This is a genomic window from Cellulosimicrobium sp. XJ-DQ-B-000 (genome assembly GCF_031119065.1).
GTDB classification, from domain to species: domain Bacteria; phylum Actinomycetota; class Actinomycetes; order Actinomycetales; family Cellulomonadaceae; genus Cellulosimicrobium; species Cellulosimicrobium funkei.
Genome location: NZ_JAVHYN010000001.1, coordinates 478,891 through 498,571 on the forward strand (window position 1 = coordinate 478,891; position 19,681 = coordinate 498,571).

The 19,681-nt window shown below is 73.4% G+C and carries 19 protein-coding genes; 5 read left to right on the forward strand and 14 right to left on the reverse strand.

Annotated features, from left to right (window positions below):
* The gene (locus tag RDI86_RS02550; protein WP_308820623.1) at positions 1-1,845 is read left to right on the forward strand and encodes a phospho-sugar mutase; all 1,845 of its coding nucleotides are present in this window, start codon (positions 1-3) and stop codon (positions 1,843-1,845) included.
* Positions 1,846-1,946: 101 nt separating this feature from the next.
* Here RDI86_RS02550 and deoC read toward each other — a convergent pair whose 3' ends face one another.
* The 14 genes from deoC to RDI86_RS02620 all read right to left on the reverse strand — a co-directional run bounded on the left by deoC (position 1,947) and on the right by RDI86_RS02620 (position 15,825).
* A complete protein-coding gene (gene deoC / locus RDI86_RS02555) occupies positions 1,947-2,672 on the reverse strand; it encodes a deoxyribose-phosphate aldolase (RefSeq protein WP_061267656.1) in 726 nt (241 codons plus the stop codon).
* Positions 2,669-3,799 carry an adenosine deaminase gene (locus tag RDI86_RS02560; protein WP_043651295.1) on the reverse strand — a complete coding sequence of 377 codons (1,131 nt, stop codon included), beginning with the start codon at positions 3,797-3,799 and terminating at the stop codon, positions 2,669-2,671. Before RDI86_RS02560 ends, deoC begins: the two co-directional genes overlap by 4 nt.
* Before the next feature lie 63 nt (positions 3,800-3,862).
* Positions 3,863-4,102 (reverse strand): hypothetical protein, encoded by a 240-nt coding sequence (locus RDI86_RS02565; RefSeq protein ID WP_009863298.1) that lies wholly within the window; start codon positions 4,100-4,102, stop codon positions 3,863-3,865.
* A gap of 28 nt (positions 4,103-4,130) precedes the next feature.
* A complete protein-coding gene (locus RDI86_RS02570) occupies positions 4,131-5,090 on the reverse strand; it encodes a hypothetical protein (RefSeq protein WP_009863297.1) in 960 nt (319 codons plus the stop codon).
* The gene (locus RDI86_RS02575; protein WP_076405250.1) at positions 5,087-5,437 is read right to left on the reverse strand and encodes a DUF202 domain-containing protein; all 351 of its coding nucleotides are present in this window, start codon (positions 5,435-5,437) and stop codon (positions 5,087-5,089) included. Before RDI86_RS02575 ends, RDI86_RS02570 begins: the two co-directional genes overlap by 4 nt.
* Positions 5,434-5,775 carry a YidH family protein gene (locus tag RDI86_RS02580; protein ID WP_081599759.1) on the reverse strand — a complete coding sequence of 114 codons (342 nt, stop codon included), beginning with the start codon at positions 5,773-5,775 and terminating at the stop codon, positions 5,434-5,436. Before RDI86_RS02580 ends, RDI86_RS02575 begins: the two co-directional genes overlap by 4 nt.
* Before the next feature lie 68 nt (positions 5,776-5,843).
* Positions 5,844-7,178 carry a thymidine phosphorylase gene (locus tag RDI86_RS02585; RefSeq protein ID WP_061267697.1) on the reverse strand — a complete coding sequence of 445 codons (1,335 nt, stop codon included), beginning with the start codon at positions 7,176-7,178 and terminating at the stop codon, positions 5,844-5,846.
* Positions 7,179-7,207: 29 nt separating this feature from the next.
* Positions 7,208-7,672, reverse strand: coding sequence for a cytidine deaminase (locus tag RDI86_RS02590; protein ID WP_076405248.1), 465 nt, complete (start codon positions 7,670-7,672; stop codon positions 7,208-7,210).
* A 7-nt stretch (positions 7,673-7,679) separates the two neighbouring features.
* On the reverse strand, positions 7,680-8,975 hold the full coding sequence (locus tag RDI86_RS02595; RefSeq protein WP_061267651.1) for an ABC transporter permease: 1,296 nt from the start codon (positions 8,973-8,975) through the stop codon (positions 7,680-7,682).
* Entirely contained in the window at positions 8,972-10,288 is a 1,317-nt protein-coding gene (locus RDI86_RS02600; RefSeq protein WP_076405246.1) for an ABC transporter permease, read from the reverse strand. Before RDI86_RS02600 ends, RDI86_RS02595 begins: the two co-directional genes overlap by 4 nt.
* Positions 10,285-11,907 (reverse strand): ABC transporter ATP-binding protein, encoded by a 1,623-nt coding sequence (locus RDI86_RS02605; protein WP_061267649.1) that lies wholly within the window; start codon positions 11,905-11,907, stop codon positions 10,285-10,287. Before RDI86_RS02605 ends, RDI86_RS02600 begins: the two co-directional genes overlap by 4 nt.
* A gap of 204 nt (positions 11,908-12,111) precedes the next feature.
* Positions 12,112-13,224, reverse strand: a complete 1,113-nt coding sequence (locus RDI86_RS02610) for a BMP family protein (protein ID WP_061267648.1) — start codon at positions 13,222-13,224, stop codon at positions 12,112-12,114.
* A gap of 226 nt (positions 13,225-13,450) precedes the next feature.
* Complete coding sequence (locus RDI86_RS02615; RefSeq protein WP_076405241.1) at positions 13,451-14,680, reverse strand: amidohydrolase; 1,230 nt, start codon at positions 14,678-14,680, stop codon at positions 13,451-13,453.
* Positions 14,677-15,825, reverse strand: coding sequence for a mannose-1-phosphate guanylyltransferase (locus tag RDI86_RS02620; protein ID WP_308820624.1), 1,149 nt, complete (start codon positions 15,823-15,825; stop codon positions 14,677-14,679). Before RDI86_RS02620 ends, RDI86_RS02615 begins: the two co-directional genes overlap by 4 nt.
* Positions 15,826-16,059: 234 nt before the next feature.
* On the opposite strand from RDI86_RS02620, the gene sdhC reads away from it, so the two are divergent.
* The 4 genes from sdhC to RDI86_RS02640 all read left to right on the forward strand — a co-directional run bounded on the left by sdhC (position 16,060) and on the right by RDI86_RS02640 (position 19,572).
* Positions 16,060-16,443, forward strand: coding sequence for a succinate dehydrogenase, cytochrome b556 subunit (sdhC, locus tag RDI86_RS02625; protein ID WP_021481379.1), 384 nt, complete (start codon positions 16,060-16,062; stop codon positions 16,441-16,443).
* A complete protein-coding gene (locus RDI86_RS02630; RefSeq protein ID WP_021481378.1) occupies positions 16,443-16,901 on the forward strand; it encodes a succinate dehydrogenase hydrophobic membrane anchor subunit in 459 nt (152 codons plus the stop codon). Before sdhC ends, RDI86_RS02630 begins: the two co-directional genes overlap by 1 nt.
* A 71-nt stretch (positions 16,902-16,972) precedes the next feature.
* On the forward strand, positions 16,973-18,805 hold the full coding sequence (gene sdhA, locus RDI86_RS02635; RefSeq protein WP_076405240.1) for a succinate dehydrogenase flavoprotein subunit: 1,833 nt from the start codon (positions 16,973-16,975) through the stop codon (positions 18,803-18,805).
* Entirely contained in the window at positions 18,805-19,572 is a 768-nt protein-coding gene (locus RDI86_RS02640; RefSeq protein WP_034651163.1) for a succinate dehydrogenase iron-sulfur subunit, read from the forward strand. Before sdhA ends, RDI86_RS02640 begins: the two co-directional genes overlap by 1 nt.
* Positions 19,573-19,681 lie beyond the last annotated feature (109 nt).

Below are 19,681 nucleotides of genomic sequence, written 5' to 3' on the forward strand. Positions count from 1 at the left end.
ATGACGGACCGCACTGCGGGGCACCGGGCCGACCCGGCCGACGACCCGACCTTCGACCCGGGGACCGACCACGCGGCGTTCCTCGCGCGCGTCACGGCGTGGATCGACGACGACGTCGACGCGGGCGACCAGGACGAGCTGCGCCGTCTGCTCGAGCTCGTCGACTCCCCCGACCCGCGCAAGCACGACGTGCGCGTGCGGGCGCTCGCCGACCTGCAGGACCGGTTCTCCGGCCCGCTCGAGTTCGGCACGGCGGGCCTGCGCGGGCGCATGGAGGCGGGGCCGCACCGCATGAACCGCGCGGTCGTGATCCGCGCGGCCGCGGGCCTGGGCGCCTACCTGCTCGACACCCTCGGCCCGGCGGGCGCGGGCGGCGCGGCGCGACCGCGCGTCGTCGTCGGGTTCGACGCGCGGCACCGCTCCCGCACGTTCGCGGTGGACAGCGCGGCCGTGCTCACCGCGGCGGGCCTCGACGTGCTCGTCCTGCCGTCGGCCCTGCCGACGCCCGTCCTCGCCTTCGCGGTGCGCCACCTCGGCGCCGACGCGGGTGTCATGGTGACCGCGAGCCACAACCCGCCTGCCGACAACGGGTACAAGGTCTACCTCGGCGGCCGCGTCGTCACCGACTCGGGCCAGGGCGCCCAGATCGTCCCGCCCTACGACGCGCACATCGCCGCCGCGATCGCGGCCGTCGGGCCGGCGCGGTCCGTCCCGCGCGCGTCGTCCGGGTGGACCGTGCTGGACCGCGAGGTCGTCGTCGCCTACGAGCGGTCGGTCCTGGCGCTGTCCGACGGCGCACGGCGCGAGCTCAAGGTCGTCACCACGGCGCTGCACGGCGTGGGCGGCGAGACGGTCGCGCACGTCCTGCGCGACGCGGGCTTCACGACGGTCGTGCCGGTCGAGGAGCAGCTCGACCCGAACCCCGACTTCCCGTCCGTCGCGTTCCCCAACCCGGAGGAGCCGGGCGCGATGGACCTCGCGCTCGCCGTCGCGCAGGACGCGGCGGCCGACGTCGTGCTCGCCAACGACCCCGACGCCGACCGGTGCGCCGTCGCGGTGCTCGACCCGCGCGTCGGGACCTACCAGGGCGCGGAGACGGCCCGGTCGAACGGCTGGCGCATGCTGCACGGCGACGAGGTCGGCGCGCTCCTGGGCGACGACGTCGCGCGCCGCGTCGCCGCGTCGGGCGCCCCGGGGGGCGTGCTCGCCTGCTCGATCGTGTCGTCGCGGCTGCTGGGCAAGATCGCGGCCGCGCACGGGCTCGGCTTCGCGACGACGCTCACCGGGTTCAAGTGGATCTCGCGCGTCGACGGCCTCGTGTTCGGCTACGAGGAGGCGCTCGGCTACTGCGTCGACCCGGCCCACGTCCGGGACAAGGACGGCATCAGCGCGGCGCTGCTCGTCGCGCAGCTCGCGAACCGCCTCAAGGCCGAGGGGCGCTCGATCGTCGACGCGCTCGACGACCTGGCGCGCGCCCACGGCCTGCACGTGAGCGACCAGCTCTCCGCCCGGTTCGAGGACCTCGACCGCATCGGCGAGACGATGGCCCACCTGCGGGCCGCTCCCCCGCGCACCCTCGCGGGGGCCGGCGTCTCCGACGTCACCGACCTCTCCGCGGGCCTGGACGGGCTCCCGCCGACGGACGGCGTGCGGATCCTCACCGCGGACGGCACGCGCGTCATCGTGCGCCCGAGCGGCACGGAGCCGAAGGTCAAGTGCTACCTCGAGGTCGTGGTCCCGGTCGCCCCGGACGCCTCGCACGACGACCTCACCGCGGCCCGGGCCTTCGCCCGTGACCGCCTCGACCGCGTCAAGGCCGACATGACGCGCGCGCTCGGTCTTTGAGCCACCACGAGCCGGGGTCCCCGGTCACCGGAACGTTCCGGTGACCGGGGACCCGGCTCGTCAGGCCTCCGCGACGACGGTCACCGCCGCCGTCACGACGCTCAGTAGCCCGCGTCCCCGCCGGCGGGGGCGTCCGCGCCGCCGAACCCCGCGAGGACGGCGGCGGTGCCGGACAGCCCGAGGCGCGTGGCGCCGTGCTCGATCATCGCGAGGGCGTCGGCGAGCGTGCGGACGCCGCCGGACGCCTTGACGCCCAGGCGACCGCCGACGGTCTCGGCCATGATCGAGACGGCGTGCGTCGACGCACCGCCCGCGGGGTGGAACCCGGTCGAGGTCTTGACGAAGTCCGCGCCCGCCGCCTCGGACGCGCGGCACGCCTCGACGATCTCGTGGTCCGTGAGCGCGGCGGACTCGATGATGACCTTGAGGACCCTGTCGGCAGGGACGGCGGCGCGGACGGCCGCGACGTCGTCGCGCACCGCGTCCCAGGCGCCGGCCTTGGCCGCGCCGACGTCGATGACCATGTCGACCTCGTCGGCGCCGTCGCGGACGGACCGGGCGGCCTCGAACGCCTTGACGTCGCTGTGGTGCTTGCCCGACGGGAAGCCGCACACCGTCGCGACGAGCAGCCCGCGCTCGCGCGTGGTCGCCGGGTCCAGGGGCAGCATCGACGGGGAGACGCACACGGAGTAGACGCCCAGGCGGACGCCCTCCTCGACGAGCGCCGCGACGTCCGCGGGGGTGGCCTCGGGCTTGAGCAGCGTGTGGTCGACGAAGCGGGCCAGGCCCGCCGCGTCCAGAGGCTGCGTGCCGGTCGCGTCGCTCACAGCTGCGCTCCTTCGATCTGCTGGTAGCCGGGGAGGATCACGTCGTCGACGAGCGCACGACGCTCGTCGTGGTGCACGAACGCGCTCCACGCGGCGGTCATCGTGACGTCCGCGAGGTCGTCGATGGTCCAGCCGGCGTGCTCGACGAGGAGCGCCATCTCCTGGGTCATCGTCGTGCGCGACATGAGCCGGTTGTCGGTGTTGAGCGTGACCGCGAAGTCGAGCTCCTTGAGGCGGGTGATCGGGTGGTCGGCGATCGACGTCGCCGCCCCGGTCTGCACGTTCGACGACGGGCACAGCTCGAGCGGGATCTGGTGGTCGCGCACCCAGTGCGCGAGGAGGCCGAGCGCGGCCGTCCCGGGCTCGCCCTCGGCGCTGTGCGGGAACTCCGGGTCGAACGCGATGTCCTCGACGATGCGCACGCCGTGGCCGATGCGGCTCGCCTGGCCGAGGTGCACGGCCTCGGCGATCGACTGCGGGCCCGCCGCCTCCCCCGCGTGGATCGTCACGGGGAAGTTCTGCTCGGCCAGGTAGCGCCAGATCTCGACGTGGCGCGAGGGCGGGAAGCCGTCCTCGGCGCCCGCGATGTCGAACCCGACGACGCCGTTCCCGCGGTTCGCGACGGCGAGCTCCGCGATCTCCGACCAGCGGTCGGCGTGCCGCATCGCGGTGACGAGCTGCCCGACGCGGATGGTCCGCCCCTCGGCGGCCGCCTCGGCGACGCCCTGCTCGATGCCGGACTGCACGGCGTCGACCGTCTCCTGGAGGGTGAGGCCACGCTGGAGGTGCTGCTCGGGCGCCCAGCGCTGCTCGGCGTACACGACGCCGTCGCGCGCGAGGTCGAGCACCGCCTCGCGCGCCACGCGGGCGAGGGCGTCGCGCGTCTGCATGACGGCGATCGTGTGGTCGAACGTCTCGAGGTAGCGCACGAGCGACCCGGAGTCCGCGGACTCCGCGAACCAGGCGCCGAGCGCCTCGGCGTCGTCCGCGGGGAGCTGGTGCCCCACGTCGGCGGCGAGCTCGAGGATCGTGGCGGGGCGGAGCCCGCCGTCAAGATGGTCGTGCAGCACGACCTTGGGCAGCGCGCGGATGACGTCGACCGTCAGCGGGGCGTTCTCGGTGGTCATGCGCTCACGGTACCGGCCGGTACGCCCCGCCTCGCGCCGAGCGCACCGGCCGGGTGCGGACGGTCAGGCGTAGTCGTCGTCGCTGCCCGGCACGGCGGACGCCTGCTCGACGACGTCGGCCTCGGCGGCCTCGCCCTCCAGGTCGGGGCGCGGGGTCCGCGGCTGGTACTCGTCGACCTCGTGCACGGGGTCCTCGACCCCGGGGTCGTCGTCCTCGACCTCTTCCACCAGGCTGACGGCGTCCTCGCCCTGCTCGTCCAGTCCGGCGTCCCGCCATGCGTCGTTCCCGGGCACGGTGCTCATCGCGACTCCTCCTCGACGATCGGCGTGCTCACCACGGTCGTGGCGGCTGCGCCCATCCTGCCGCCGGGCGCGCCCCCTCGCCAGCGCGGCCGTCGGGCAGGAGCGCCCAGCACACGTGCGGCCAGCCCCCGAGCGCGCGGCGCACGGCGGGCACCCGGGCACCGTCGAGGAGCGCGCCCGCCGCGACGGTGCGGAGCGTTCCCGACGACGGCTCGTAGACCCGGCACCATCCCGCCCCGGCGTCGGCGTCGGTGAGGAGCACGACGTGGCGCGGGACGGCGGTCGCGAGCCCGAGCGCGAGGTCTCCCCCGGTGAAGAGCGGCACGGGCAGGCCGCGCGCCGCCGCCGCGAGCGCGGCGCCCACGACACGCTCCGCGCCCGGCCCCGCGACGACCCGGTCCACGAACCGCACGTCTGCGTGGCGTGCGGTCCGGGCGGCGCCCCAGGGCGGCGTCCCGAGCGCCGCGGGCCACGGCAGCGGCCCGAGCGCGCGCCGGTTCGTGCGGCGCTTGAGCGCCTGCTGGAGCGTCCGGAACCGCTCGACGCCGCCCCGGGCGCGAGCGTCCGCCCGGTCGTGCCGCGCGGCGTCCCCCGGGCGCAGCCCGGTGGCGAGCCACAGGGCGAGCACCGGGTCGCCGGCCGCGGCGAGGAGGCCCAGCACGGCCGAGCCGCACGTCGTCCCGTCGGTCTGGCGGGCGGGCGCGCCCGCGATCTCCAGCGGCCGGACCGCGGGCCCTTCGCCAGGTCCGTCGAGCCGGCGCAGCGGGTCGACGACGGCACGCCGGTCCGCGGGCCGCAGCCCGTCGAGGGTCGTCGCGAGCGCGCGCACGCGGTGCTCGGGGTGCCCTGCGCGGCGCGCGAGGTCGAGCAGGTGGGGGGTCGCGGCGTCGGGCGCGTAGGCGCCGGGCGGCGGGGACGGCGGCAGGGTGCGTGCCGGGAGGAGGCGCGCGACGTCGGTCGCCCGCAGCGCCCCCGGCCCGCGCCTCACGCGGCACCGCCGAGGACCCGGCCGAACGCCCAGGCCGCGCCCACGAGGGCGAGCACGACGACGAGGCCGCCGACGCGCACGAGGAACGACCACGAGTGGAGCCGCCCGTCACGCGGGAGCCCGCCGGTCGGCGGGCGCAGCACCGCGGGGACGAGCGCGAGCACGGCCACCGCGACCGCCGCGCACACCGTGACCACGGAGCCGGAGCGCAGCCCGGCGGCGGCGAGCACGAGCGCACCGACCACGACCCCGAGCACCGTGCGCTGCCACGCGAGCGCCGTGCGCTCGGGCTGCAGCCCCTCGTCCCGCGGCGGCACGGCGCCGGGCTCCCCCGACGGCACGCTCACCCTCCGGTCGCCGCCCCGACGGCGTAGCCCGCGAGCAGCAGTGCCAGCACGACGACGCCGACGACGAGCACCGGCAGGCCGCTCGGCGCCGGGAGGCGCCACCGCAGCCGCAGGGCCCGCTCGTTACGGCGCCACGACACGAGCGCGTAGCCCGCGAACCCGGCGCCGGCGAGGCACGCGACGCCCGCGACGACGTCGAGCAGGCCCGCCATGCCCGCGAACGTCGCGAACGACGTCAGCGCGACGCCGCCCGCGACCAGGCCCAGCCCGGTGCGCACCCACGCGAGCGCGGTGCGCTCGTTGGCGAGGCTGAACCGCGCGTCGGGCTCGGTCCCCACGCCGTAGACCGACCTCGGCCGGCGCGTGTCGGCCGGCTCAGGTGGGCCCTGCTCGTCGGCCGACACGCTCAGTCGACGCGGTCCAGGACGACCGAGCCGCGCTCGACCACGGTGCCGGGCTCCGCGACGGACCATGCGCCGTCGAGGGCCTGCACCGCGCGCTCGAAGCGCTCCGGGGTGTCGGTGTGCAGGGTCATGAGGTGCTGGCCCTTGCGGACGGTGTCCCCGGGCTTGGCGAACAGCTCGACGCCCGCGCCCGCCTGCACCGGGTCCTCCTTGCGGGCCCGGCCTGCCCCGAGGCGCCACGCGGCGACCCCGACGGCGTACGCGTCGAGCCGTTCGAGCACCCCGTCGCGGTCGGCCACGACGTGCTCGCGCTCGCGCGCGACGGGCAGCGGGGCGCGCGAGTCGCCGCCCTGCTCCGCGATCATCTCGCGCCACTTGTCGAGCGCGCGCCCGCCCAGGAGGGCGTGGCGCACGTCGTCCTCGTCCTGCGGGCGGCCCGCCCCGGCGAGCATCTCGAGCGCGAGCGCGACCGTGAGGTCGACGACGTCCTGCGGCCCCTCGCCCTTCATCACCTCGACGGACTCGCGCACCTCGAGCGCGTTGCCCGCGGTGAGGCCGAGCGGGGTCGACATGTCGGTGAGCAGCGCGACCGTGCGCACGCCGGCGTCGGTCCCGAGGTCGACCATCGTGCGCGCGAGCTCGCGCGCCGAGCCGAGCTCCTTCATGAAGGCGCCCGAGCCGACCTTGACGTCGAGCACGAGCGCGCCCGTGCCCTCCGCGATCTTCTTGCTCATGATGGAGCTCGCGATGAGCGGGATCGACTCGACCGTGCCCGTGACGTCGCGCAACGCGTACAGGAGGCGGTCCGCGGGCGCCAGGCCCGAGCCCGCCTGGCAGATCACGGCGCCGACGTGCTCGAGCGCGTTCATCATCTGTGCGTTGGTCAGCGCCGCGCGCCAGCCGGGGATCGCCTCGAGCTTGTCGAGCGTGCCGCCCGTGTGGCCCAGGCCGCGGCCGGAGAGCTGCGGCACCGCGACGCCGTACACCGCGACGAGCGGCGCGAGGGGCAGCGTGATCTTGTCGCCGACTCCCCCGGTCGAGTGCTTGTCCGCCGTCGGGCGCGAGAGCCCCGAGAAGTCCATGCGCTCGCCCGACGCGATCATCGCCTGCGTCCAGCGGCCGATCTCGGCGCGGTCCATGCCGTTGAGGTAGATCGCCATCGCGAGGGCGGCCATCTGCTCCTCGGCCACCACGCCGCGCGTGTAGGCGTCGATCACCCAGTCGATCTGCTCGGGCGCGAGCCGCGCCCCGTCGCGCTTGGTCCGGATGACGTCGACCGCGTCGAACGCCTCCGGCGCCGGCCCCTCGGTGCCGCGGTCCTCGCCGTCGTCCTCGATGCCGTCCTGCGTGGCCACGTCGTCGCTGGTCACGAGCGCTCCTCCAGATCCTCGGGCCCGAAGGCGTCGGGCAGCACGTCCCTCATCGTCTTGATACCACGCACCGTCTCGACCAGCAGGTCGGGCCCCCCGTGCTCCCACAGGAGCTGGCGGCACCGGCCGCACGGCATGAGCGGCGCGCCGTGCTTGTCGACGCACGCGAACGCGACGAGGCGGCCGCCGCCCGAGCCGACGAGCGAGCTCACGAGCGAGCACTCCGCGCACAGCGTCACGCCGTACGCGGCGTTCTCCACGTTGCAGCCGACGACGACGCGGCCGTCGTCCACGAGCGCGGCCGCGCCCACGGGGAAGCCCGAGTACGGCGCGTAGGCGCGGGTCATGATGTCGCGCGCCGCGGTGCGCAGCGCGTCCCAGTCGACGGCCGGCCCGGCGGCGGACCCGTCCGGGTCCGTCCCCCCGCCCGGCCGGGTACCGCCGTCGTGCACGTCCGTCATGCCGTCCTCACTTGACGTAGGGGATGCCCTCGGCGGCCGGCGGGCGCACGCGCCCGACGAGGCCGGCGACGGCGAAGATCGTCACGACGTACGGCGTCATGAGCATGATCTGGCTCGGGATCGGCGTCCCGACGATGCCGAGCACCGTCTGGAGGTTGTCCGAGAACCCGAACAGGAGCGCCGCGACGAGCGCGCCGACGGGGTTCCAGCGCCCGAGGATCATCGCGGCGAGCGCGATGAAGCCCTTGCCGCCCGTCATCTCCTTGCCGAAGGCGAGCCCCGCGGCGACGGTGAAGAACGCGCCGCCGAGGCCGGCGACCGCGCCGCCGAGGATCGTGTTGCGCACGCGCGTCGCGTTGACCTTGATGCCGACGGTGTCGGCCGCCTTCGGGTGCTCGCCGACCGCGCGCAGGCGCAGGCCCCAGCGGCTGCGGAACAGGAAGACCTGCAGCAGGATCACGACCACGTACATGAGGTACACGAGGAGGGTCTGGCGGAACAGCACCGGCCCGACGACCGGGATCTGCGACAGCACCGGGATCTCGATGACGGGCAGCGGGTTGCGCGAGTTCCACGTCGCCGGGTCCGCGCTGAGGACCGTCGAGTAGAGGTAGCTCGTCACGCCGACGACCAGCACGTTGAGCACGACGCCGACGATGATCTGGTTCACCCAGTACTTCACGGAGAAGATCACGAGCAGCACGCCCACGAGCGCGCCCGCGATCGGCGCGGCGATGAGGCCGGCGTACGCCGACGACGTGAGCGAGGCGACGACCGCGGCGAGGAAGGCCCCCGCGAGGAGCTGGCCCTCGATCGCGATGTTGATGATGCCGACGCGCTCGCACAGCACGCCGGACAGCGCGCCGAACACGAGCGGGACCGCGAGGAAGAGCGAGCCCTGGAGCAGGCCCGTCAGCGGGATCGCCGACTTCCCGGCCCCGGCCCAGGAGAGGAACGCGAAGACGATCGCGACGCCGTACACGATCGGCAGCCACACGCCGACCTTGCGCCGGTCGCGCGCGGCCCAGAACGACAGGCCGGCGAGGAGCAGCGCGAGGATCGACAGGAACAGCGCCGCCCCCGTGGAGCTCACCGTGATCGGCTCGATCTGGAAGAAGTCCTTCGCCGTCGAGAGGCGGAACGTCGTCTGCTGGCCGCCCGCGGGGAGCAGCGCGAAGACGACGAGGGCCAGCAGCCCGATCACCCCGTACGCCACCGGGGCCTTCCAGCTGATGGGCGGCAGGGGCTTGGCCGCGCGCTCCGGCGCGGCGGCCGGTGCCGGGGTGGTGGTCGCGGTGCTCATGCTCCGGCCTCCTGGGTGGTCGTCGTGGTCGGGACGGCCTTCGCGCGGCGGCGGGCTGCCTGCCGTTCGGCGCGCGTCGGGCCGCCCGGGGTCGGGAGGCGGAAGATCGCCCGCACGAGCGGCGGCGCGGCGATGAAGAGCACGATGAGCGACTGCACGACGAGGACGATGTCGATCGGCGTCCCCGTGCGGGCCTGCATGACGAACCCGCCCGCGCGCAGTGCGCCGAACAGCAGGCCGGCGAGCACCGTCCCGAGCGGACGGGACCGCCCGAGCAGCGCCACCGTGATCGCGTCGAACCCGAAGCTCGCCGCGACGCCGGCCGTGAGGACGTGCTCCGTGCCGAGGACCTGCGCGCTGCCCGCGAGGCCCGCGAGCGCGCCCGCGATGGCCATGACCCACACCGTCGTCCACGGGACCGACATGCCTGCCGTCCGGGCCGCGTGCGGGTTCTCGCCGACGGCGCGGAAGCGGAAGCCGAGCGTCGAGCGCTCCATGAGCCACCACACGCCGACCGCGACGAGCAGCGCGAGGACGAACCCCGCGTGGAGGCGGAAGCCCTCGCCCAGCAGCAGCGGGAACTGCGCGTTCCCCGGGATGCGCGGGCTGATCGGGTTGGAGCTGCCCGGCGCCTGGAACGGCTTCGTCGTGAGCAGGTACGCGACGAGGTAGATCGCGATGTTGTTGAGCATGATCGTGACGATCACCTCGTGGGCGCCCGTGCGGGCCTTGAGCACGCCCGCGATGCTCGCCCACAGAGCCCCGCCGAGCGCGGCGCCCAGCACGGCGAGCAGGAGGTGCAGCCCCGGCGGGAGCGCGAACGTCCAGCCGACGAACCCGGCGAAGATGCCGCCGAGGATGATCTGGCCCTGCGCACCGATGTTGAACAGGCCCGCGCGGAAGCCGATGCCGAGCCCGAGGCCCGCGAGGATGAGCGGCGTCGCGACCGTCATCGTCTCGGTGAGGGGGCGCAGCGCCCGCGAGACGTCGGGCGCGTCGACGTTGAGGACCGCGCCCTGGAAGAGCGCGGCGTACGCGCCGAACACCGCGTCCCAGACGGCCTGGAAGAAGTCCGAGGGGCGCGCGAAGAAGTAGGACGCCGCCTCCTGGACCGCGGGGTCGGCGGCCGCGATGAGGACGCCGCCCAGGATCAGCGCGGCGACGATCGCGAGCAGCGAGACGAGCCAGCTGCTCTCGAGCATCTCGCGCAGGACGCCCTGCCCGGCCGGCGCCTCCGGCTTCTGGGGATCGCTCGGCGGTGCCGCCGTCGGCGGGAGCGCCGACGCGTCGTCGGGCGTGGCCTGCTGGGTCACTGGATCTCCTCCTCGCGGGCGGCGGCCGCGTCCTGCGCGGCGCCCGACGGCGCGTCCTCGGCGACGGCGTCCGCCTCGCCGAGGGTCGTGTGGTGCTCGGCGGCCTGCACGACAGCCTCCTCGAGCGGGACCCCGGCCATCATGAGGCCGAGGACGTCGCGGTCGGTGTCGCCGGGCACGACCCCGACGACGCGGCCGCGGTACATGACGGCGATCCGGTCGGCGAGGGCGAGCACCTCGTCGAGCTCCGTCGACACGATGATCACGGGGGTGCCGTTGTCGCGCTCCTGCACGATGCGCCGGTGCACGAACTCGATCGAGCCGACGTCGAGGCCGCGCGTCGGCTGCGACGCGATGAACAGGCGCAGCGGGCGCGACATCTCGCGCGCGAGGACGACCTTCTGCTGGTTGCCGCCGGAGAGCGTGCCCGCCGGGGTCTCGACCGACTGGGTGCGCACGTCGAACTCGCCGATGCGCTGCTCCGCGTTCGCGCGGATCGTGCCGCGCGCGAGCGCGCCGCCGCGCGAGTAGGGCGCGGACGTCACGAGGTCGAGCACGAGGTTCTCCTCGACGGAGAACGTCCCGATGATCCCGTCGGTGCTGCGGTCCTCGGGCACGTAGCCCACGCCCGCCTCGAGCACCTGGGACACGCTGCGCCCCACGAGCTCCTTGCCGTCGAGCAGGATCGAGCCCGCGACCGGCTTGCGCAGTCCGACGATCGTCTCCGTGAGCTCGGTCTGGCCGTTGCCCTGGACCCCCGCGACGACGAGGATCTCGCCGCGCGCGACCTCCAGGCTCACGCGGTCGACGACGGCCGTGCCGGCGTCGTCCATGACCGTGAGCTCGTCGACGTGGAACGTGGTGTCACCGTCCTCCGCGGGCGCCTTGTCGACCCCGAGGGAGACGGACCGGCCGACCATGAGGGACGCGAGCTCGGTCTCGCTCGCGCTCGGGTCGGCGGTGCCGACGACCTTGCCGCGACGGATGACCGTGATGCGGTCGGCGACGGCGCGCACCTCGCGCAGCTTGTGCGTGATGAAGACGATCGACGTCCCCGCCGCCTTGAGCTCGCGCATGATCGCGATGAGCTCGTCCGTCTCCTGCGGCGTGAGGACCGCGGTCGGCTCGTCGAGGATGAGGACGCGCGCGTCGCGCGACAGGGCCTTGATGATCTCGACGCGCTGCTGCACGCCGACGGGGATGTCCTCGACCATCGCGTCCGGGTTCACCTCGAACCCGAACCGGTCCGAGATCTCCTGGACGAGGCGGCGCGCGCGCCGCGCGTCGATGAGACCCGCGCCCTTCACGGGCTCGTGCCCCAGCGCGACGTTCTCGGCGACCGTGAACACCGGGACCAGCATGAAGTGCTGGTGCACCATGCCGATGCCCGCGGCCATCGCGTCGCCCGGGCCGGCGAACTGCACGGGCACGTCGTCGACGAGGATCTGCCCGTCGTCCGGGTCGTACAGCCCGTACAGCACGTTCATGAGCGTGCTCTTGCCCGCCCCGTTCTCCCCGAGCAGGGCATGGATCTCGCCGGGCTCGATGACCAGGTCGATGTGGTCGTTGGCGACCAGGGACCCGAAGACCTTCGTGATCCCTCGCAGCTCCAGCTTCACCGGTCTGCCTCTCCTCGTGCTTCGCAGTCGTACCGCGGTGTCGACCTCGATCCCGTCGAGGTACTCCATCGAACCGCACCCGCGGGAGCGCGGCGCGTCGTCGCGGCCCCGACGACACCGTCGTCGTCATGACGGTGGCCCGGGCGCTGGGCCCGGGCCACCGGTGCCGGTCGCCCGTGGGCGGCCGGCGGGTTCAGCGTCGCGTCACGGCGCGTTCGGCGACTCGACGACGAGGTCGCCCGCGATGATCTGCTCCTGGTACTGGGCGAGCTGGTCCTGCAGCTCGGCCGGGACCGCGTCCTCGAAGTCGTGGAACGGCGCCAGGCCGACGCCCTCGTTCTCGAGCGTGCCGACGTACGGCTCGCTCGTGAAGTTGCCGTCCGCCGACTCGCTCACGGTGTCGAAGACCGCCGGGCCGATCTGCTTCATCACGGACGTGAGGATGATGCTCCCGTAGTCCGTCGTGAGGAAGCCGTCCGAGTCGACCCAGATGATCTTCGCGCCGCCGCTCTCGGCCGCCGCGGCGGCACCGAGGCCGACCGGGCCGGCGACGGGCATGATGATGTCCGCGCCCTGGTCGATGAAGCCCTGCGTGACGTTCTGGCCGTTCGCCTGGTTGTCGAAGTCGCCCGTGAACGTGCCGGTCTGCGCTTCCTTGTCCCAGCCGAGGACCTTGACGTCGGTGCCGTTGTCCTCGTTGTACTTCGCGACGCCGTCGACGTAGCCGTCCATGAAGATGGCGACCGACGGGATCTGGATGCCGCCGAACGTGGCGACCGTGCCCGTCTCCGTCATGCCCGCCGCGAGGTAGCCGGCGAGGAACGCCGCCTCCGCGGTGTTGAACAGGATCGGCTTCGCGTTGTCGATCTCGACCGGCTCCGGCGGGTCGTCCGCCGTGGCGCCCGGGTTGCTGAACGCCGAGTCGATGAGGGCGAAGTGCACGTCCGTGTTGGCCTCGGCCGCCGACTGGATCGGGTCCTCGAGGAGGAAGCCGACGCCGATGATGAGGTTGCAGCCCTGCTGGACGAGGCTGTCGATGTTCGGGCCGTAGTCGGTGTCCGCCTGGGACTCGACCTCGTGCGTCGTGATGCCGAGCTCCGTCTTGGCCTTCTCGAGACCCTCGTAGCCCGACTGGTTGAAGGACTGGTCGTCGAACCCGCCGGCGTCGGAGACCATGCACGCGGAGAAGTCGGAGTTGCCGCCCGCGGTGCTGTCGCCGCCGCCGGTGGTCTCGTCGTCCTCGGGCGCGGCGCCGCACGCGGCCAGCGCGAGCGCGGCGACCGCCGCGAGGGCGGTGACCTGAGTCGCTCTCTTCACCTGATAGCTCCTGTCGTTCTCGTAGCAGTGCCGCGCAGGGAAGGACCCCTGGGCCCTCCCGAGCACCGTTGCACGGGAGGACCGGTCCGTCGGCCTCTATAGGACCGAAGACTAATCAGCCCGAGGGGTCCAGCACGTTACTTGCCGGTAACGCGGGCGCTTCGTTATGCAAGCGTCACTTTGCGTCTGAGGCGTGACACACCCCTGTCCACGGGTCGGGACCGGTTCACCCGTCCTGGCCCGCGGCGACGCGCGCGAGGAGCCGCATGCCCAGGCCGATCGCGCGCTCGTCCACCTGGAGGTCGCCCTGGTGGATGTCGTAGCTGCGCCCGCCCGGCGTCCGCGTGCCGAGGCGGGCCATCGCCCCGGGCACCTTCGTCAGGTACCAGGCGAAGTCCTCGCCCCCGAGCGACTGCTCGGTGAGCACGACGCTGTCCGGGCCCAGGACGTCGCGCGCGGCAGCCTCGAGCAGGCCGGTGCAGCGCTCGTCGTTCTCGACGGGCGGGACGCCCCGCGTGTGGTGCACGGTCACCTCGACCTCGTACGGCGCGACGACCTGCTCCACCGCGTCGTGCAGCACCTGCCCCGCGAACTCCCACGCGCGCACGTCCAGGCAGCGCAGGGTGCCGCGGACCGTACCGGTGCTCGGGATGGCGTTGTGCGCGGAGCCCGCGTGGACGGCGCCCCACGTGAGGTTCACGCCCGAGCGCGGGTCCAGCCGACGGCCGAGCACCGCGGGGACCTGCGTGATGACCTGGCCCAGCGCGTACACCACGTCGCCGGTCAGGTGCGGTCGCGACGTGTGGCCGCCCGGGGAGGCGATCGTCACGGAGACCTCGTCGGACGCCGACGTGATCGGACCGATCCGCGTGCCGATGCGACCCACGTCGACCTTCGGGTCGCAGTGCACGGCGTAGATCTCGTCGACCCCGTCCATCGCCCCGGCCGCGAGGACGTCGAGCGACCCTCCCGGCTGGACCTCCTCGGCGGGCTGGAGCACGAGCCGCACGCCGCGGCGCAGCTCGCCCTGCGCGTGCAGGTCCGCGAGCACGAGCCCGGCACCGAGCACGACGGCCGTGTGCACGTCGTGGCCGCACGCGTGCGCGACCCCGGGCACGGTCGACGCCCACGGGAGGCCGCAGCGGTCCTGCAGCGGCAGCGCGTCGATGTCCGCACGCAGGGCGACGCGGCCCTCCGGGACGGCCGCGCCGTCGGGCACGCCCGCGGCGGTCGTGCCCGGCTCCGGGCCGACGTCGCACACGAGCCCCGTGCCCGGCAGGAGCCGCGGCTCGAGTCCCGCCGCGCGCAGGCGGTCGGCGAGCAGCGCCGTGGTGCGCGTCTCGGCGCGCGAGACCTCGGGGTGGGCGTGGATGTCGCGGCGGATCGCCACGACCTCGTCCACGTGGCGCGCGACGGCGGCCCCGATGCGGGCGGCGAGGGTCACGTCGGCGCTCACAGGAGCTCGTCCATCCCGAGCTCGCGCACCGTGTCGACCATCGACTTCACCTGCTGCGCGCGCGCCCGCGTCGTGACGAGGAGCGCGTCGGGGGTGTCGACCACGACGACGTCGTCGAGACCGAGGACCGTCACGACCCGGTCGCTCGCGGGCACGACGACCGAGCCCGCGCTCTCGCGGCGCACGACGCGCCCCGTGTCGCCGAGCACCTTGGAGCCGGCACCGTCGACGGACGGGAGGAGCGCGGCGAGGGAGTTGAAGTCGCCCACGTCGTCCCACCCGAACGTGCCGGGGACGACGGCGACGCCCCCGACCGCGGCGACCGGCTCGGCCACCGCGTGGTCGATCGCGATCCGCTCGAGCGCGGGCCACCGCTCCGCGAGCACGCGGTCGCGGTCGGGGCCGTCCCACGCGGCCGCGATCGTGCGCAGGCCGTCGTGGAGCTCGGGACGCTGGTCCGCGAGGTGCCCGAGGAGCACGGACGAGCGCACGATGAACATGCCGGCGTTCCACCGGTACTCCCCGGACGCGAGGTAGCGCTGCGCGGTCGCGGCGTCCGGCTTCTCCGTGAAGCCGCGCACGTGCTGCGCGCTCGGCGCGCCCGCGACGCCGAGCGGGGCGCCGCTGTGCACGTACCCGAACGCCGTCGACGGCCGCGACGCCGCGATGCCGATCGTCACCACGTACCCGGCGCGCGCCGCCTCCACCGCCTCGCGCACCGACGACTCGAAGGCGGCACGACCCGTGATCACCTGGTCCGCGGCGAACGAGCCGACGACGACGTCGCCGTGCCGCTCCTCGAGCACCGCCGCGGCGAGCCCGATGGCCGCCATCGAGTCCCGGGGCGACGGCTCCGCCAGCACGTTCTCGGCCGGCAGGCCCGGGAGCTGCGTGCGCGCCGCCGCGACGTGCCGGTCGCCCGTGACGAGCACGACGCCCTGCTCCCCCGCGAGCGGGACGAGCCGGTCGACCGTCGCCTGGAGCAGGGAACGCCCCGAGCCGGTGAGGTCGAGCAGGAACTTCGGGGAGCCCGCCCGCGAGAGCGGCCACAGCCGGGTGCCGGCGCCTCCGGCAGGGACGACGGCGAAGAAGCCGGGGATCGGCGACCCGGACGGGCCGGAGGAGTCGTGCGGCGAAGAGGCCATGAGGGCCAGCATAGTGAGGGCCGCAGTTCCCCCGCGGGCTGTGGGATCAGTCACAAACCCACGGCACGGGGCCGTTCCGCCGCCTCCGGCGGTCCGCATCATGACGTCGATGTCACTATGGTGGAAGCCCTGAGACCGATGCCGACGACGGTCCCGGGGTCCGGACTGAGGGAGTTCCGGACCACGGCCGGAACGTGACATCTCCCCCTGATCTCGCCACAGGAGGCCCCCAAAGTGCCCAGTGCACCAGCCGGCACGCTCTACCGCGGCCGCGAAGGCATGTGGTCGTGGGTCGCGCACCGCGTGACCGGCGTGCTCATCTTCTTCTTCCTGCTCGTGCACGTGCTCGACACGGCGCTCGTGCGGGTCTCGCCCGAGGCGTACAACGCCGTCATCGGGACGTACCAGACGCCGATCATGGGTATCGGTGAGGCGGGCCTGGTCGCGGCCATCGTCTTCCACGCCTTCAACGGCATCCGCATCATCCTGGTCGACTTCTGGTCCAAGGGCCCGCGGTACCAGCGCACGATGCTCTGGGTCGTCGTCGGCCTGTTCGTCGTGACGATGGCCGGCTTCCTGCCGCGCCACCTGATGAACGTCTTCGGAGGGGGGCACTGATGGCCGCCGCACCCACGGTCGAGGTCGCGAGCCCGCGCGACCCGTACAAGCGCCGCAAGGCCACGCGCAGCAACTACGAGCTGTACAGCTGGATCTTCATGCGCGCCTCCGGCGTCGTGCTGATCGTCCTCATCTTCGGGCACCTCTTCGTCAACCTCATGGTCGGCGAGGGCGTGCACGCGATCGACTTCGGCTTCGTCGCCGGCAAGTGGGCCTCGCCGTTCTGGCAGATCTGGGACCTGCTCATGCTGTGGCTCGCCATGTTCCACGGCACCAACGGCGTCCGCACGATCATCAACGACTACGCCGAGCGTGACGGCACTCGCCTCGTCCTCAAGCTCGCGCTGTACCTCGCCTTCACGATCGTCACGGTCCTGGGCACGCTCGTGATCTTCACGTTCGAGCCCTGCCCCGCGAACGCCCCGGCCGAGCTCCTCGCGTCGTTCTGCACGGCCTGAGCACCGCACCACCGCACGCCCCCGTCTTCCTCTCGCTCCACCCGGCTCTCTCCCAGGAGGCATCGACCCCGATGCAAACCCATCAGTACGACGTCGTCATCGTCGGCGCAGGCGGCGCCGGGATGCGCGCGGCGCTGGAGTCGTCCGGCAAGGTCCGGACGGCCGTCATCTCCAAGCTCTACCCCACGCGCTCGCACACGGGCGCCGCGCAGGGCGGCATGTGCGCCGCGCTCGCGAACGTGGAGGAGGACAACTGGGAGTGGCACACGTTCGACACGGTCAAGGGCGGCGACTACCTCGTCGACCAGGACGCCGCGGAGATCATGGCCAAGGAGGCCATCGACGCCGTCCTCGACCTCGAGCGCATGGGCCTGCCGTTCAACCGCACGCCCGAGGGCCGCATCGACCAGCGCCGGTTCGGCGGGCACACCCGCAACCACGGCGAGGCCGCGGTGCGCCGCTCGTGCTACGCCGCGGACCGCACCGGTCACATGATCCTCCAGACGCTCTACCAGCAGTGCGTCAAGCAGGACGTCGAGTTCTTCAACGAGTTCTACGTCCTCGACCTCATCACCGACCACGACCTCTCCGCGGGCGAGATCCCCGACGACGAGACGGTCACCGCGACCGGCGTCGTCGCCTACGACCTCGCCTCGGGCGAGATCCACGTCTTCCAGGCGAAGGCGATCATCTTCGCCACCGGTGGCGCGGGCAAGATCTTCAAGACGACGTCCAACGCGCACACGCTCACGGGCGACGGCATGGCCCTGGCCTACCGCCGCGGCCTGCCGCTCGAGGACATGGAGTTCTTCCAGTTCCACCCGACCGGCCTCGCGGGCCTCGGCATCCTCCTGTCGGAGGCCGCCCGCGGCGAGGGCGGCATCCTGCGCAACGCGGACGGCGAGCGCTTCATGGAGCGCTACGCCCCCACCATCAAGGACCTCGCGCCGCGCGACATCGTCGCCCGGTCCATGGCGAACGAGGTCCGCGAAGGCCGCGGCGCCGGGCCGAACAAGGACTACGTCCTGCTCGACCTCACGCACCTCGAGCCCGCGCACATCGACGCCAAGCTCCCCGACATCACCGAGTTCGCCCGGACCTACCTCGGGATCGAGCCGTACACCGAGCCCGTGCCCGTGTACCCCACGGCGCACTACGCGATGGGCGGCATCCCGACGAACGTCGACGCCGAAGTGCTACGCGACAGCCACAACGTCGTCAAGGGCCTCTACGCCGCCGGTGAGGTCGCGTGCGTCAGCGTGCACGGCTCCAACCGTCTCGGCACCAACTCGCTGCTCGACATCAACGTCTTCGGCAAGCGCGCCGGCCGCACGGCCGCCGCCTACGCCGCGACCGCGTCGTACAGCGAGCTCCCGGAGAACCCCGCCGCGGCCGTCGTCGCGCAGCTCGAGGAGATGCGCAACCGTCCCGACGGCGAGCGCGTCGCCGACGTCCGCAAGGCGCTCCAGGAGACGATGGACGCCAACGCCCAGGTGTTCCGCACGGGCGAGTCGCTCAACCAGGCCCTCGCGGACATCCGCGACCTGCAGAAGCGCTACAAGAACGTGTCGGTGCAGGACAAGGGCCGCCTGTTCAACACCGACCTCCTCGAGGCGATCGAGCTCGGGTTCCTCCTCGACATCGCCGAGGTCACCGTGGTCGCGGCGATCAACCGCAAGGAGTCCCGCGGCGGCCACTACCGCGAGGACTTCCCGGACCGCGACGACACCAACTACATGCTGCACACGATGGCCTACCGCCGTCCGACGTCCGCCAGCGACGTCGCCGACGGGCACGTCGCGGGCTACTTCGACCACGTCGAGCAGTTCGACGGCTACAAGGTCGCCCTGGGCTCCAAGCCCGTCACCCAGACCCGGTACGAGCCCATGGAGCGGAAGTACTGATGACTGCCACACTCGAGAGCCCGGCCGCCGAGCCCAAGGCCGGGGAGATCCCCTCGTTCGAGGTCACGCTCCGCGTCCGCCGCTACTCCCCCGAGTCGGAGCACGGCGAGGAGGCGTACTGGGACGAGTTCACCGTCCAGGCGCACGGCACCGACCGCGTGCTCGACGCCCTGCACAAGATCAAGTGGGAGCACGACGGCTCCCTGACGTTCCGCCGCTCGTGCGCGCACGGCGTGTGCGGCTCGGACGCGATGCGCATCAACGGCCGCAACCGGCTCGCGTGCAAGACGCTCCTCAAGGACGTCAACCCCGACAAGCCGATCACGGTCGAGCCCATCAAGGGCCTGCCCGTGGTCAAGGACCTCGTCGTGGACATGGAACCGTTCTTCGCGTCCTACCGCGAGATCATGCCGTTCCTCATCACGTCCGGGAACGAGCCGAGCAAGGAGCGTCTCCAGTCCGCCGCGCAGCGCGAGCGCTTCGACGACACCACCAAGTGCATCCTGTGCGCCGCGTGCACGTCGTCCTGCCCGGTGTTCTGGACCGACGGCCAGTACTTCGGCCCCGCCGCCATCGTCAACGCGCACCGCTTCATCTTCGACAGCCGCGACGAGGGCGCCACGCAGCGCCTGGAGATCCTCAACGACAAGGAGGGCGTGTGGCGCTGCCGCACGACCTTCAACTGCACCGAGGCCTGCCCGCGCGGCATCGAGGTCACGAAGGCGATCCAGGAGGTCAAGCGCGCGATGATCACCCGCGCGTTCTGACGCTCCCCGCACCGCCACGAAGGGCGCCGACCGCACGGTCGGCGCCCTTCGTCGTGCCCCGGTGACGCCGCGCCCACCCGCCCCGCACCGCGACCAGCGGTCACGGCCG